This window comes from Pseudomonas sp. GW821-FHT04C07, from assembly GCF_059420325.1.
In genome coordinates this window covers 111,657-127,580 of sequence record NZ_JBWKTM010000008.1, presented here as the reverse complement: position 1 = coordinate 127,580, position 15,924 = coordinate 111,657, and the positions used below count along the sequence as shown (strand labels likewise).

General features: G+C 59.1%; 13 protein-coding genes. 2 read left to right on the top strand and 11 right to left on the bottom strand.

Annotation, left to right across the window (positions count from 1 at the left end; all coding sequences use genetic code 11):
* Positions 1–81: 81 nt before the first annotated feature.
* Positions 82–1,209 (top strand): AGE family epimerase/isomerase, encoded by a 1,128-nt coding sequence (locus AC07UI_RS16350; protein ID WP_494993466.1) that lies wholly within the window; start codon positions 82–84, stop codon positions 1,207–1,209.
* 120 nt (positions 1,210–1,329) lie between these two features.
* Here AC07UI_RS16350 and AC07UI_RS16345 read toward each other — a convergent pair whose 3' ends face one another.
* The 11 genes from AC07UI_RS16345 to amaB all read right to left on the bottom strand — a co-directional run bounded on the left by AC07UI_RS16345 (position 1,330) and on the right by amaB (position 14,757).
* Entirely contained in the window at positions 1,330–2,097 is a 768-nt protein-coding gene (locus AC07UI_RS16345) for an SDR family oxidoreductase (RefSeq protein WP_494993465.1), read from the bottom strand.
* Between the two features lie 102 nt (positions 2,098–2,199).
* Entirely contained in the window at positions 2,200–3,468 is a 1,269-nt protein-coding gene (locus tag AC07UI_RS16340; protein WP_494993464.1) for a TerC family protein, read from the bottom strand.
* Positions 3,469–3,614: 146 nt separating this feature from the next.
* The gene (gene hflC / locus AC07UI_RS16335) at positions 3,615–4,496 is read right to left on the bottom strand and encodes a protease modulator HflC (protein WP_494993463.1); all 882 of its coding nucleotides are present in this window, start codon (positions 4,494–4,496) and stop codon (positions 3,615–3,617) included.
* A complete protein-coding gene (gene hflK / locus AC07UI_RS16330) occupies positions 4,493–5,527 on the bottom strand; it encodes an FtsH protease activity modulator HflK (RefSeq protein WP_494993462.1) in 1,035 nt (344 codons plus the stop codon). The genes hflC and hflK overlap by 4 nt, the downstream gene beginning before the upstream one ends.
* An 850-nt stretch (positions 5,528–6,377) precedes the next feature.
* A complete protein-coding gene (locus AC07UI_RS16325) occupies positions 6,378–7,094 on the bottom strand; it encodes an ABC transporter ATP-binding protein (protein WP_494993461.1) in 717 nt (238 codons plus the stop codon).
* Positions 7,091–7,966, bottom strand: a complete 876-nt coding sequence (locus AC07UI_RS16320; RefSeq protein ID WP_494993460.1) for an ABC transporter ATP-binding protein — start codon at positions 7,964–7,966, stop codon at positions 7,091–7,093. Before AC07UI_RS16320 ends, AC07UI_RS16325 begins: the two co-directional genes overlap by 4 nt.
* The gene (livM, locus tag AC07UI_RS16315; RefSeq protein WP_494993459.1) at positions 7,963–9,246 is read right to left on the bottom strand and encodes a high-affinity branched-chain amino acid ABC transporter permease LivM; all 1,284 of its coding nucleotides are present in this window, start codon (positions 9,244–9,246) and stop codon (positions 7,963–7,965) included. The genes AC07UI_RS16320 and livM overlap by 4 nt, the downstream gene beginning before the upstream one ends.
* 2 nt (positions 9,247–9,248) lie before the next feature.
* Positions 9,249–10,163 (bottom strand): ABC transporter permease subunit, encoded by a 915-nt coding sequence (locus AC07UI_RS16310; RefSeq protein ID WP_494993626.1) that lies wholly within the window; start codon positions 10,161–10,163, stop codon positions 9,249–9,251.
* Positions 10,164–10,354: 191 nt separating this feature from the next.
* On the bottom strand, positions 10,355–11,488 hold the full coding sequence (locus tag AC07UI_RS16305; protein WP_494993458.1) for an ABC transporter substrate-binding protein: 1,134 nt from the start codon (positions 11,486–11,488) through the stop codon (positions 10,355–10,357).
* Between the two features lie 380 nt (positions 11,489–11,868).
* Positions 11,869–13,152: an L-pipecolate oxidase gene (gene amaA / locus AC07UI_RS16300; RefSeq protein ID WP_494993457.1), complete on the bottom strand. Its 1,284-nt coding sequence runs from the start codon at positions 13,150–13,152 to the stop codon at positions 11,869–11,871.
* Positions 13,153–13,266: 114 nt separating this feature from the next.
* A complete protein-coding gene (gene amaB / locus AC07UI_RS16295; RefSeq protein WP_494993456.1) occupies positions 13,267–14,757 on the bottom strand; it encodes an L-piperidine-6-carboxylate dehydrogenase in 1,491 nt (496 codons plus the stop codon).
* Between the two features lie 177 nt (positions 14,758–14,934).
* Here amaB and AC07UI_RS16290 point away from each other — a divergent pair, with 177 nt between their 5' ends.
* Positions 14,935–15,840, top strand: a complete 906-nt coding sequence (locus tag AC07UI_RS16290) for a LysR family transcriptional regulator (RefSeq protein ID WP_494993455.1) — start codon at positions 14,935–14,937, stop codon at positions 15,838–15,840.
* The last annotated feature ends 84 nt before the right edge of the window (positions 15,841–15,924 follow it).

The following is a 15,924-nucleotide window of genomic DNA, read 5'->3' as shown; positions in this document are numbered from 1 at the left end:
AGCGTGGGAACGATCAGTGCCTCTCGCCCAACCGCCTGCTACCATGTCGCGCAAACACCCCTGCCGTGACGACGCCAGCCGATGCCCGATGTTTCCAGCTCCGCCTCCCAGCCTGAATTGACCGCCCTGTTCGCTGCCGTGCAGCAGCACTTCCATGAGCTAATCGTGCCGCTCTGGCAAGGTCCCGGCTGGAATGCAGAACTGGCGCTGCCTTACGAGGCGCTGGACGCCGAACATCATCCATTGCCGCCACAACGCTACCGGGCCATGGCTTGCGCGCGTCAGTTGTATCTATTCTCAAGCCTGATCGGCGAGCCCCGCGTACCCGCCGCCCAGGACCGTGCTGCGGCATTGTTTCGCTCATTGCAGCGGCATTTCCATGATGCCGAGCACGGTGGCTGGTTCTACAGTATCGACGCCCATGGCGCGCCGCTGGACAAGCGCAAAGACCTCTACACCCACGCATTCATCATCTTCGCCTGCGCCCATTACTGGGCCAGGGTTCGCGAGCCGCTGGTGGAGTCGGTGCTCAACGCTGCTCTGGAAGTAGTTGCCGAGCGCTTCGCCACGCACGAGGGGTTGTATGAGGCCAGTCTCGATCGAGACTGGTCATCGCTCAAGTCAGGGCCGTTGCAGAACCCGTTGATGCACCTGGCTGAAGCCTTCCTCGCCACGCTGTCGGTTCGCGAGGACGCCACTGTGCAAGCGGCCCTCGGCACGCTGTGCGATGCCATGCAAAGACGCTTCATCGACCGTCAGCACGGGGTGATGATGGAGAAACCGCTGGGGGCTGTGGATAACTGGTTCGAACCGGGACATCAGTTTGAATGGTTCTTCCTGCTCGAATCTTCCCCATTGCTCAAAGGCACGCCGCTGCACGCCTCGCTGGAGCGCGCTTTCACCTACGCCGAACAGGTCGGTGTCGACCCGCAAACCGGCACCGTCAGCGGCATGCTGGAGATCGACGGGACCGTTCGCGACGGCACCCAACGCATCTGGGCACAAGCTGAATACTTGCGGGCGCTGACGTTGCGACCTGAAAGCCAGGCACTGCTGCAGCGCCAACTGGTCGTGCTGCAACAGCGTTTTCTGCATGCCAATGGCTGGTATGAGTGCCTGGATGCAACAGGCACCGTCAGCCGCAGGGATATGCCGTCGACCACGCCTTATCATCTGGCGACCTGCTATCGCGGACTGGCTGACGCATGATCGTTGCCACGCTCCCGCGTGGGAATGCAGCCCGTGACGCTCTGCGTCACAATCTGGAGTGGACGCGGAGCATCCAGTGAGGCATTCCCACGCAGAGCGTGGGAATGATCTGACTCGTTGTTACCCCTTTGCCCCGCGCTCAATGGCGAAACCACTCCAGGTCTGGCTCACCGGCATCAGCTCAAGGCTGTTGATGTTGATATGGGCCGGGGTGTTGAGGACCCAGAAAATCGTTTCGGCGATGTCCTGCGGCTGGATCGCTTCGGCGCCGGCGTAAGTAGCGTCATAACGAGCCTGATCACCGGCAAAGCGCACCAGTGAGAACTCGCTCTCGCACAGGCCAGGCTCAATGTTGGTCACCCGTACACCGGTGCCTTGCAGGTCGCAGCGCAGGTTCAAGGAGAACTGTTTGACGAAAGCTTTGCTCGCGCCGTAGACGTGGCTGCCCGGGTACGGATAGTTACCGGCGATGGAGCCAAGGTTGATGATCCCGGCGCCGCGACCGTGGGCGATCAAGCGCGGCAGCAACAGGCGAGTGCTGTACATCAGGCCTTTGATGTTGGTATCGACCATGGTGTCCCAGTCGTCCAGATCACACTTGGGTGCCGGGTCGACGCCCAGGGCCAGGCCAGCGTTGTTGATCAGCCCGCGCAGCTTGCTGAAGGACGGCGGCAGATTGGCAATCGCCTCCTCCATGGCCTTGCGATCGCGCACATCGAGCACCACGCCATGCACTTCAGTCTGCCTGGAGAGCTCGGCGCACAAGGCATTCAGACGCTCCTCACGACGACCTGTCAGCACCAGTGACCAACCGGCCTCGGCAAACCGACGGGCACAGGCTTCACCAAAACCGGAAGTCGCGCCGGTAATAAACAGGGTGGATGTCATCGTGTTCTCCTTGTTTGGCTTCAAGCAGCCATTGGAATAGAAATTCACCTTGCAGCATGCCCGGCTGGCGTCGTAGCGGCAACCGGGTCTTATCCGATCGCATCACTGGGCTCGCGCGCACTGGATCTGCGAGAAACTGCCACCACTGAGGGTGACGACAGTGGCGCTGGTCTTTTCGATCTCGCTGGGCGGTGTCAGGTGCAGTTCCTTGATTGCGTTTTGCTGGTTCTCCCAGAGAATCTTCTTGTAACTCACGTAACCCGTGGCTTCGCCGCCGCCCGTGACCATCCGAACCGAGCTGCCGCCGGGGCGGTAATAAAGAGTAGTACTCGCCCCCGTGCAGACGTAGACATTGTCCTTTTGCGGCGTAGGTATCAGCCCCGCGGACACACCACCAATCAGGCTGTACAGCAGTCCGCTGAGCAGGAAAATCCCACCGAACCCCGCCAGCACCGTCACTGCCCCACTATAGGCGCCGAATAATCGACCAGGCAGCCGCGGCGCCAGATCGGCTGCCTCGTTGGTGCAGACCTCCAGCACAGGTGCGACGGGTTGCGATTGGGCGTCAGTAACGGCAACCTCGCACGCGACTTCCGGCAGCGCAACCGGCTCGCTGAGCGGGCTGTCAGACTCCACCTGCCGCACTGGCGAGGGCATGGCCCGCAGCCTGGGTGCCGGCTTGGGCAGCCGGGCGCGCTGGCGGCGGATAATGCGCGCCTGGACCAGGACGAAGATCGCACACAGCAGCGGCACCACCTGATTGAGCGCAGGCGATTGGCTATTGACCCAGCCGACGACCACCGGATCGGAGACCGCGATATCCCCCGCGACATAACCCAGCAATGCACCGCCGATCGAGACCAGCAACGGCTGGCGCTCAAGCAGCCGGGTGATCTGCAGGCTGCCGAACATCAACAGCGGTACGCTCAACAGCAATCCCAGCACCAGATAGAAGACACTGCCCTGAGCAACGGCTGCCAGCCCGACCACATTGTCCATGCTCATGACCAGATCCGCAGTCAACACGGTCACCACCGCGCCACTCAGCGTCGACAGAGAGCTATCCGCCAGATTGCCCTCCTCGTCCGGCTCCTCTCCGGTCAATAGCCGAATCGCAATCACCAGCAACAGCACCGCGCCGACCAGCTTGAGCCAGGGTACCAACAGCAACCAGCCGGCCAGCGTGGTCAGCAGCACCCGCAGGACAATAGCGCCACTGGTGCCGATCATCACTGCCCGTCTCACCTGATGCGGCGGTAGCCCGCGACAGGCCAGCGCAATCACCAATGCATTGTCGCCGGACAGTATCAGGTCCAGCAGGAACACCTGAAAAGTCATACCCAGCGCGTGCAGCGCACCTTCAAATAACATGGAGCGGTTTCCCGACAAGAGAATGCGTCATGGGAACATCGTCCCAGCGAACCGCGCACCCGGCATACAGCCCGAGCGCCAGCAAGAACAACAACAGCAACATGAATGGAATCTGCGATCTGCCGCAAGGTCGCTCATGGCTATTGCTACCTGGCACTGGTCGCTGCCGGCCCGCTGCGAAATTGCTTGAGAAATTCGGCGTCCGGCGTCAACACCAGCATCGGCTGGCTGTCGGCCATTGACTGACGGTAGGTCTGCAGCGAGCGGTACAACTTGTAGAATTCAGGGTCCTTGCTGAAGGCCGCGGAGAGGATCTGGTTGGCATCGGCATCCGCCTCTCCATGGGTGATCGCCGACTGGCGCTGGACCTCGGACAACAGCACCGTGCGATCACGGTCGGCTTTGGCCTGGATCTGCTGCGCCCATTCAAAACCTTGCGCGCGTAGCTCCTTGGCTTCGCGTTGACGCTCGGATTTCATCCGGTCGTAGATCGCCTGGCTGGCCTCCAGTGGCAGGTCGGCACGGTGCAGGCGCACTTCAGTCACCTCGATGCCGAGCGCCCGGGCCTTGTCCGCAACGTCCTTTTCGATGGTCGCAACTTCCTGCTGACGGGCCGGCGACAACAACGAGCGCAGCGATATCTCGCCCAGCTTACGCCGTAGCGAAGAGCTGACCATTTGCGTCAGTTGTGCATTGGCTTGATCCAGCGTCCCCACTGTCTGATAAAACCTGAGCGGATCGTTGATGCGAAAGCGGGTGTAGGTCTCGACCTCAATGCGCTTCTGATCGCCCAGAATGACCTGCTCGGCAGGGGAAGCGAGGGTTTGCAGGCGGCTGTCGTAGAACACCAGCGAATCGCTGAACGGCACTTTGAACTTCAGCCCCGGCTCCCCGGCCACCCCCATGGGGGCGCCAAAACGAATGATCAGTGCCTGTTGCGACTCGTCGACCACATACACTGACGCGGCCAAGGCCCAGAGCACGGCAGCGCCCATTGCCACGGCCAGCCATTTGAGCTTGAGGTTCATGGTCGGGCGTCCTTGTGCACAGGTTTTCCCTGATCGCTGAGCGGCATGTAGGGCACCACACCAGACATGCCCTTTCCAGAGGAGTCGATGACGACCCTGGAGGCTTTTTTCAGGACTTCATCCATGCTCTCCATGTAAAGACGCCAGGCGGTGACATCTTTGGATTGCACATAGCTGTTGTAGACCGAGAGAAAACGCTTTGCCTCCCCCTCGGCCAGGTTGCCGACCTGGGCCTTGTAGGCCTCGGCATCCTGGGTGATGCGCGCCGCATCGCCGCGAGCACGGGGAATCACGTCGTTGGCATAGGCTTCGGCTTCGTTGCGCGCGCGCTCCTGGTCGGCGCGGGCACGCTGCACGTCGTTGAAGGCATCGATCACCTGCGGCGGCGGGTCGACCCGTTGCAACTGCACCTGAGTGATAAGGATCCCGGCCTGCTCGCGGTCCAGCAACTGTTGCAGCAGCTCGCGGGTTTCATCGGCAATCTGTGCGCGCTTGTCGGACATCACCGACTGAATCGGCGTACGCCCGATGACTTCGCGCAGGGCACTTTCGGCTGCGACCTTCACCGACCGCTCCGGGTCACTGATTTTGAACAGATAGAATCGCGCGTCCTTGATCCGCCAGAACACCGTGCAATCAGCCTCGACGATGTTCTCGTCGCCAGTCAGCATCTGCTTGTCGCGCGAGCCAGTATTGGCGGAGGTCTGTGCGCTGCCACCGCTGCCTAACTGCAGCTGATTGACCTGGGTAATTTTGGGCAGCAGTACCGTTTCAACGGGATAGGGCAAGTGATAATGCAGCCCTGATTCGGTGGTCTGCTGCCAGCGACCGAACCGCAGCACGATACCTTGCTCGTCCGGCTGAACCTTGTAGATACCGGAGGTGATCCAGGCCAGCAAAATCAGCCCGCCGATCAGCACCAGCCCGCGCCCGCCGAGGTCCAGCAGAGCCACGTTATAGGTGATTCGCTCGCGTAGCCTGGCCATCGGGCTGGCGGGCTCGACCGGAACAGAAGCGGGACTATCGGTCATGCAGTTGCTCCAGGTCGTCAAGCGACACGCGCCCATTCGCAGGGGCGCCAAGGCGCGCAGAATACCTGAACCGATAACCGTCGTCATGAGGGTTCGGCCAGAGCCCCTGTACAAAAAACACTCACTTATTTCCAGGCCTTGTCAGCTCTGCCTCGCAGCCATATACACGCACCTTATCCACAGGCCGATCCACAGTCTTTGGGGGCAAGTCGAAAAGCCGCCAGGCCTCTATCCACAAGGCTTTGAGCGCCAATATGGAAGTTTTTTGCTTGACCTGTGCCCCCTGCCTATGTAGCACGCCAAAAACGTGGCACCAGGTGTAACCATCAAGGATGGTGCCAGGCCAGTAACTACGCCGCCTTGCCGAGTCTTTCCAGAGTTTAACCACAGACTTATCCACAGGCTGCAACACGCTTTTTCGGCCCTCTTCTGTGACAATAAAAAGGTTGACATCCCCCATTCAAAGCTACGTAAAAACCATTGATCAAAAAATAACCGCATCACTACAAGCCACGCCAATCAAGGCTTACAGCCAGCTACTCCCACGTTACCCACAGCCAGTTCCACAGCAATCGGGGACAAGTCAAAACCGTGACAAAACAACTATTTGCAGCGGCTTTATGTCGCGCTTTAGCAGGTTATAAATATTGTTTTCCACAATTTCTCGATAGAGCACCGCGATCCTTGTGGGAGCGGGCTTGCTCGCGATGACGGCGGCATGTTCAGCATTGAGGTGACTGACAGATCGCTATCGCGAGCAAGCCCGCTCCCACAAGGGATTGGTGTCGTTTTGCAGACCGAAAAAAGCCCCGGCGATTGCTCGCCGGGGCTGGGTCCTGCAACGGAGAACTCAGTGACCGCCTAGATAAGCGTTGCGCACCTCTTCGTTGACCAACAGTTCCTCGCCGGTGCCGGTCAAGCGAATTTTACCGTTGACCATCACGTACGCCCGATCCGACAACTTCAGCGCATGGTTGGCGTTCTGTTCCACCAGGAAGATAGTCATCCCGGAGGCCGCCAGTTCACGCAGGGTATGGAAGATCTGCTTTACGATGATTGGCGCCAGCCCCAGCGACGGTTCATCGAGCAGCAGCAACTTGGGTCGACTCATGAGTGCCCGAGCGATAGCCAGCATTTGCTGTTCGCCGCCGGACATGGTCATGGCGCGCTGATTGCGACGCTCCTTGAGTCGCGGAAACATCTCGAACATGCGCTGCATGTCTTCGGTTGCGAACTTGTCGCCGATGGGGATGGTGCCCATCAACAGGTTTTCCTCGACGGTCATGTCGGGGAACACCCGCCGCCCTTCCGGCGACTGCGCAATGCCGTTGGAGGCGATGTAGTGCGATGACTTGTGCGTGATGTCGACGCCGCGATAGATGATGTGCCCGCTGCTGGCCCGCGGCTGACCGAAGATCGACATCAGCAGCGTCGACTTGCCGGCACCGTTGGAGCCGATCAGGCTGACGGTTTCACCTTCGTTAATGTGCAACGATACTTTTTTCAGGGCCTGGATAGGCCCGTAAAACACTTCGATCTCTTTCAGTTCGAGGATCGGTTCGTTCATACCAACTCCTCTTCATCAGCACCCAGGTACGCAGCAATCACTTTCGGATCGTTGCGGATCTGGTCCGGACCACCTTCGGCAATCACGTTGCCGTGATCAAGTACCACGATGTAATCGGAAATACTCATGACCATGCCCATGTCGTGTTCGATCAGCACCACGGTCAGGTCGTGTTCGTCGCGCAGTAACCGAATCATCTTGCTCAGGGCTTCGGTTTCCTGCGGGTTGAGACCGGCAGCCGGTTCGTCCAGGCAAATGATCTGCGGCCGCGTGCACATGGCCCGGGCGATTTCCAGACGCCGTTGTTGGCCGTAGGACAGTTCCCCGGCCAAACGGTTGGCACAATCCACCAGGTCCACCACTTCCAGCCAATAGAATGCATGGTCCAGCGCGTCGCTTTCAGCTTTGCGGTAACCCTTGGTATTGAGAATCCCCGCCACCAGGTTGCGATTGACCCACATATGCTGGGCCACCAACAGGTTTTCCAATACCGACATTTCCCGGAACAGACGAATGTTCTGGAAGGTGCGCGCCAAACCCGCGCGATTGATCAGGTGTGTGCCACCGAACATTTTGTAGAACAGACGACTGCCAAAGGTTTTTGGCGAGACGAAATCGGTCGCCTTGAACGGTTCACCCAGCAGCTTGATCACATTGGTGCTGGTGCCCCGGCTGTTGAGCTGGATGTGCCCGCCCGTGGCCTTGTAAAACCCGGTCAGGCAGTTGAACACCGTGGTCTTGCCCGCGCCGTTGGGGCCGATCAGAGCAGAGATCGAGTTGCGTTTGATCTTCAGGCTGACATCACTCAGGGCTTTGATCCCGCCAAAGTGCATCATCAGGTTGTCTACCGAGAGAATGACTTCATCGTTCATGGCGCCACTCCTTTACGTGGGGTCACACCGGTACGGCTGATACGAATCAGGCCACGCGGTTTCCAGATCATCATCAGCACCATAAGGATGCCGAACAGCAACACTCGGTACTCCGCGAAGCCGCGCAGCAGTTCCGGGGCGACAGTCAGCACGAACGCGGCGATCACCACACCGACGGTCGAACCCATGCCGCCGAGCACGACGATGGCGAGGATCAAGGCCGATTCGAAGAACGAGAACGAGGTCGGGTTGACGAAACCTTGATAGCTGGCGAAAAACACACCGGCCAGACCGGCAGTGGAAGCCCCCAGGGTAAAGGCCGACAGCTTGACCAGTACGTGGTTGAGACCCATGGCGCGGCAAGCGATTTCATCTTCGCGCAAGGCCTCCCAGGCACGCCCGACCGGCATGCGGGTCAGGCGATGCTTGATGTACAGCACCAGCATCACGACGAGAAACAGCACGCCATAGATGAGCATAAACTTTACGTTCGGATTGTATTCAGTCCCGAAGAATTCATGGAAGGGTATCCCGCCATCCTTCGCCACGCGCCCGAACTCAATACCGAAAACCGACGGTGATGGCACCGGCATACCGTTCGGCCCGCCCGTGAAGGACAGCCAGTTGGTCAGTATCAGGCGAATGATTTCACCGAAGCCCAGGGTCACGATGGCCAGGTAGTCGCCGTGCATGCGCAAGACCGGGAAGCCGAGTATGCATCCGGCCAGCGCCGCCATAAGTGCCGACAGCGGCAACATGGTCCAGAAGCCCAGGCCAAGGTAGTGATAACCCAGTGCCAGGCCATAGGCGCCGATGGCATAGAACGCCACATAACCCAAGTCGAGCAGGCCTGCCAGACCGACCACGATGTTCAGGCCAAGGCCCAGCAACACGTAGATCAGTCCCAGGATCACCACCGTCAGCAGGTACTTGTCGGCAAAGATCGGAAACACGATAGCGATCACGATCAAACCCGGGATGATCAAACGCAGCCGCGACTTGTAATCAGGCGGCAGCACATGCACGCCTGAGCCGATGACTTCGAAGCTTTGCTGTACCTTCACGCCCTTGGCGGTCTGCAGGAACAGGCTCAAGACAAGACGCCCGATCATCACCGCCCCGACCATCCAGGCCACACGCGTCGGCTGCAGGTTGTAGCTATAACCTTCAAGCACTACGCCCACGATCGGGCCGAAGACAATCAGGGCAATCAACCCGGCCAGGACGGTGTCGATCAGGCTTTTTTTGATATCGATAGGTTTGTTATTAGCGTCGGACATACTTATACCTTCGCCACGAGTGGGCGACCCAACAGGCCTTGAGGACGGAAAATCAGGATCAGTACCAGCAGCGAGAAGCTGAAGACGTCCTTGTAGTCAGAGTTGATCACGCCGGAAAACAGCGACTCGGAGATGCCGAGAATGATCCCGCCAAGCATGGCGCCAGGCAGCGAACCAATCCCCCCGAGCACCGCAGCGGTGAAGGCCTTGATGCCGATCACGAAGCCTGCGTAGAAATCGAAGGTGCCGTAGTTCACCGTGATCAGGACACCGGCCAGCGCAGCCATGGCGGCACCGATGATGAACACGTAGGAGATCACCCGATCAGTGTTTATCCCGAGGATCGAGGCCATCTTGCGGTCTTGTTGAGTCGCACGACACATGCGCCCCAACTTGGTGTACTTGATGATGTAGGTCAGCAGGGCCATCCCGACAAACGCTGCAACCAGAATAAAGATCTTGGTGTAGGTGATCTGCACAAAACCAGTACCGATATCGAATCTCAGTCCACCGCTCAACAGCGTAGGAATACCCTGTTGCCGTGAGCCCTGAGCGATCTGTGCGTAGTTCTGCAGGATCAGAGAAACGCCGATAGCACTGATCAGCGGTGCCAGTCGGGTGGAGTTGCGCAGCGGTTTGTAAGCGATGCGTTCGATGACCCAGCCATACACACCGGTCACAAAGACAGTGAACAGCAAGGTGCCCAGGATCAACAACGGAAAGGATTCGACACCAAAGTAGGACAGTAGAGCCAGGCTGATCGCCGCGAGGTACGCGGAAATCATATAAACCTCGCCGTGGGCGAAGTTGATCATACCGATGATGCCGTAGACCATTGTGTAGCCGATGGCGATCAGGCCGTAGACCGACCCGAGAGTCAGACCGTTGATAACTTGTTGCAGGAAAATACCGTCCATCATGCACTCTCACTAACTTGAGAGGCCACCGCGAACCCGGTGTCGATGAGCCCTTGTGAGGCGCACCTGGCCGGGTTCATGTGGCTCAGAAGAAAAATACCGGGTCGGCACGATTGCAGAACCCATTACCAAAGCCGGGCCTGCGCCCCACGACTGATATCGAGAGACCCAGGCCTGGCAATGCGCTTATCTCACTTCTGTGTTTCCAGCTGGTGGTATTTGCCCGCAGCGTCCCACTTGTAAACCACGTAGTCGGAGACTTTCAGGTCGCCCTTGCTATCCCATTCCTTCTTGCCCATCACGGTCTCCACCGGGTGCGCTTTCAGCCATTTGCTGGCTTCTTCACCTTTGTTCGACTTGGCGCCGTTGAAGCCGGCAGCCAGGGCTTGCACCGTGGCGTAGGCGTACAGGGTGTAGCCTTCAGGCTCGTAACCGGACTTGCGGAAGGTATCCACGACAGCCTTGCTGTCTGGAATCAGACGCGGGTCAGCGCCAAAGGTCATGTACACGCCATCGACGAACGGAGCACCACCGGCAGTGGTGACCATTTCGTCAGTCACGATGCCGTCATCGGACATGAACTTGACGTCTTTCAGACCTTGCTCGCGCAGTTGGTGAACCAGTGGGCCGGCTTCCGGGTGCAGGCCGCCGAAGTAAAGGACATCAGCGCCTACCGAACGGACTTTGGTGATCAGGGCGCTGAAGTCTTTCTCGCCACGGGTCAAGCCTTCTTCAAGAACCGGTTTCACGCCACGCGCGGTCAACTGCTTGGCAGTCGCGTCCGCAAGGCCTTTACCGTAGGTGTCCTTGTCGTTGATGACGGCAACTTTCTTGCCTTTCAGGACGTCGACGATGTAGTTACCCGCGACGATACCTTGCTGGTCATCACGCCCGCACAAACGCAACATGGCAGGCAGGCCGCGCTCGGTGACCGCCGGGTTGGTAGAACCTGGAGTGATTGCGATGATGCCTGCGTCGGAATAGACCTCGGAAGCAGGGATGGTCGACGACGAGCAGAAGTGCCCGACAACGCCGATAACCTTGTCCTGCACCATCTTGTTCGCGACAGCTACGGCCTGTTTCGGTTCGCAGGCGTCATCGCCCTGGACCAGCACAATTTTTTCGCCGTTGATGCCGCCCTGGGCGTTGATTGCATCCGCCGCAGCTTGCGCGCCTTTCATGTATTGCAAGCCGAAGGAAGCGTTAGCACCGGTCATCGGACCTGCCACACCAATTTTGACATCCGCCTGAACAAACGAAGAAACACCCAATGCAGTAGCGACTGCGAGTGCCAGAAAACCTTTCCTGTAAAACGTCTGCGACATGTGATGGTGCTCCTGAGGTTTTTTAGTTAGCACAGCAACTTCAGCGGAAGCTTTGATTCAGCTACAAGCGCAGAGCAAGGGCCGTGCCATAGGTTTTTTATTCTGAAAAAAGTCGCTCTTATATTGTTATTTCGACTGTTTCGAGCCCTTTTTTATTGGGCGTGCAACCGTCTAAACCGCGAGAGGTGAAACCTTTATTTTTAAAAGGCGCAACCAACAAGTGCCATCATTGCAACCAAGACACTTAATGACGTGCAACCACCCTGTAACAACCTGCGTCACCGAAGTGCACACTGTCGGTGCGAGACTGCTACAACCCGCACCACTACAGGCTAGCCGCTTCGCTGAAAAGCGCCGCATCCAGCACCGGATTTCGACAATCAGATAACGATCCGCAAGCACTGGCCCGCGTGATACAGGGAGAAGCCCGCCTCGTACAAACAGCTGCGCAGCCCAACCCCTGCCAGTGGCTGCATGGGCGCGAAGGGAATCGGCAAGGCTTGAGGATTTCCGTTACACAGGTAATCGGCGAAGGCTTTGCCAACCACGCTGCCGGTGGTTACGCCGCGACCGTTATAGCCGGTGACTGCCACTAAACCGGGCGCCGGTTCGAACAAGCGCATCAAATGATCGGGCGTAAAGGCGATGCAACCGGTCCAGGTGTATTCCCATTCCACCGGTTTGAGGTAAGGGAAGTAATGCTGCTGAACCCGATCGGCCCAGGATTTCAAGAACCAGGCCGGTTTCTGATTGCCATTCCCCAGACTGCCCAGCAACAGGCGCCCGTCGGCATCCCGACGAATGCTGCTCAGTACCTGCCGGGTATCCCAGGAGCCCTGGCCGCCGGGCAGAATCTGTTGCGCCGCGTCCTCGGTCAGCGGTTTTGAGGCCACTTGATAGTAATACCCGGGGAAGAAGTTACGCCGCAGCTCGGTCCAGTCGCCTTCGGTGTAGGCGTTGGAGGCAATGACGACTTTCTCGGCCAGCACCGAACCCTGTGCAGTCTGCACCGACCAGCGCTGGCCCTGACGCTCAAGCCGAGTGACCGGCGAATGGTCGAACAGCTGCCCACCCAGACCGACCGCAGCCTTGGCCAGACCGCTGGTATAGGCCATTGGATTGAGCGTGCCAGCACGCCGGTCAAGCAAGGCGGCGGCGATTTTCTTTGTGCCGGTGGCAGCTTCGCAGGCAGCCCCCGTCAACAACTCCACCGGGGCACCGCGACGCTTCCATTGTTCTTCACGACTGCGCAGATCCGCTTCGCCGCGGGCGTTGTGGGCCATGTGCAGCGTGCCCTCGCGGCGCAACTGGCAATCGATGTTGTATTTGTCGATCAGGCTGAACACCAGTGATGGCGCCGCGCCGAGCATACGGTTGAGCTGACTGCCGATCGCTTCACCGAAACCGGCTTCAATCTCGTCCGGGGGAATCCACATCCCGGCATTCACCAGCCCAACGTTACGTCCCGAGCCGCCATGGCCGGCGCGATGGGCCTCCAGCACACAGACGCTTTTGCCCTGTTCAAGCAAATGCACCGCTGCCGACAAACCGGTGAAACCGGCGCCGATCACACAGACATCCACCGTCACCTCGCCTTTGAGCGCGGCGTTGTCAGGCCTTTGCGGCGTCAGTATTTCCCACAGACATTCTTCGCGTAACGGCATTGCCAGACTCCGAAAATGAAACCTAACCAACCCTCGTTGATCGTTCCCACGCTCTGCGTCACTGGCTGCATTCCCACGCGGGAGCGTGGAAACGATCATCATCAAACAATCGACTCAGTCGAAAGTAATGCCTTGGGCCAACGGCAATTCCAGAGAGTAGTTGACGGTATTGGTCTGGCGGCGCATGTAACCGCGCCATGCATCGGAGCCGGACTCACGGCCGCCACCGGTTTCTTTCTCACCGCCAAAGGCGCCGCCGATTTCCGCGCCGCTCGGGCCGATGTTGACGTTGGCGATACCACAGTCGCTGCCCACCGCAGACATGAACTGCTCGGCCTCACGCACGTCCGTGGTGAAGATGCACGACGACAGGCCTTGCGGCACGGCGTTGTTCAAGCGCAGCGCATCGGCGAATTCCTTGTAACCCACCACGTACAGAATCGGCGCAAAGGTTTCAGTGCAGACTACATCGCTCTGCTCCGGCATTTCGACGATGGCCGGAGACACGTAGTAGGCGTTGGGGAATTTGTCTTCCAGTTGGCGCTTGCCACCGAATACCCGGCCGCCTTCACTCAACGCCTGCTCCAGCGCGTCCTGCATGTTCTCGAAACTGTGTTTGTCGATCAACGGACCGACCAGGTTGCCTTCCAGCGGATGACCGATGCGCACTTTGGAGTAAGCGGCTTTCAGGCGGGTAACGATCTCGTCCTTGACCGACTCATGTGCGATCAAGCGACGCAGGGTGGTGCAACGCTGACCGGCAGTACCGACCGCGCTGAACAGAATCGCCCGCACGGCCATGTCGAGGTCGGCGCTTGGGCCCAGGATCATCGCGTTGTTACCGCCCAGCTCAAGAATGCTGCGGGCGAAACGGGCCGCGACTTTCGGTGCCACTTCGCGGCCCATACGGGTGCTGCCGGTGGCACTGATCAAGGCCACACGCGGATCATCGACCAACGCTTCACCGGCATCGCGACCGCCGATGATCACTTGGCTGAGGTACTCCGGTGCATCACTGAAGTTCTTCAGCACGCGCTCGAACAAAGCCTGACAAGCCAGTGCGGTCAGCGGGGTCTTCTCCGACGGTTTCCAGATCACCGCGTTGCCGCAGACCAGCGCCAGCGTGGTGTTCCAGGCCCAGACCGCGACCGGAAAGTTGAACGCGCTGATCACCCCGATCACCCCCAGCGGATGCCAGGTTTCGCGCATGTGGTGGCCCGGGCGCTCGGAAGCGATGGTCAAACCATACAGTTGGCGAGACAGACCTACGGCGAAGTCGCAGATGTCGATCATTTCCTGCACTTCACCCAGGCCTTCCTGAGTGATCTTGCCGGCCTCCCAGGACACCAGCTCACCGAGATCGGCCTTGTACTCACGCAAAATATCGCCCAACTGGCGCACCAGCTCGCCACGACGCGGCGCCGGCACCTTGCGCCAGAGCTCGAACGCATGCTCTGCGCGACTGACCTGCTGCTCGACTTCGGCGGCGCCTTCCCAGTTCACGGAGGCAATCAGGCTGCCGTCGATCGGCGTATGAACGGGCTGTTTACCGGTTTGATACAAGGCCGGGTTTACACCTAGACGATCAAGCAATGCGGCAACCATGGGTTACTCCTTAAACATGAAAAACAGAATTTTCGTAGCCCGTAAAGGCGACTACTCAGGCCTGTATTTGTAGCTGGCCCGAGACTTGCCAACAAACGACCTTTAGGCGAGATATCATTCCGTTTATTCATGCTGCATCGGCATAGCAGCGCTGAGACAAGAACAAGGGACCATCCCATGCTGAATAAACGCTATCTGCCATCGATCACCGCATTGCAGTGCTTCGAAGCAGTCACCCGTCACCTGAGCTTCACCCGCGCCGCCGAAGAGTTGAACCTGACCCAGAGTGCGGTCAGCAAACAGGTCGCGCAGCTCGAGGAGCTGCTCCAGCACCTGCTGTTTCGGCGCGTCCGTCGACGCCTGCAAATGACGCCGGCCGGTGATCTGTATCTGGTTGAAGTACGCAAAATCCTCACCCAAGTCGAGATGTCGACCCATTACCTGCGCTCCTACGGCGGTGAAACCGAAGTCCTGCGGGTCTCGACGCCATCGACCTTCGGCGCACGCTGGCTGGTGCCGCGGCTCAAGGGCTGGCGCCTGCGTCATCCGCATATCCATCTGGACCTGTGCAACGAGCAGGAAGCCGACGACCTGCTGCAAGGCCGCAGCGATCTGGCCTTCTACTTTGGCCAGGGCTCGCGACCCGGCACCGAATGCCTGAAGCTGTTCGGCGAAGAGCTTGTGCCAGTGTGCGCGCCGGGCAGCCTGCCGGACAAACCGTTTACAGACCCGACGCAACTCAGCGAACTGGTGCTACTGCAAAATGCCTCCCGGCCCCAGGCCTGGCATGACTGGTTCGATAGCCAGGGTTACCAGACCGAACACAGCTATCACGGCCCGCGTTTCGAAACCTTTTATATGTGCATCCGCGCCGCCCAGGTCGGCTGCGGTGTGGCGCTGTTGCCGCGGTTTCTGGTGGAAGAAGAGCTGGCCGACGGCAAACTGGTCATCCCGTGGCAACACGCAATGCCCAGCAAGGACGCCTATTACCTGGCCTACCCGGAGCATTCGGCGGAAGTGCCCAAGGTCCGGGATTTTGTGCGCTGGATGCTGGAGCAAATCGAAAGTCCGCAGGCGTCTTAAAAAACACTGGCAAAGCGGGCCGCTGATATGCGCCACTAGCCCTATTCATTGAAATAGCTGAAATACCGCGGCGCAAGCGGCGAC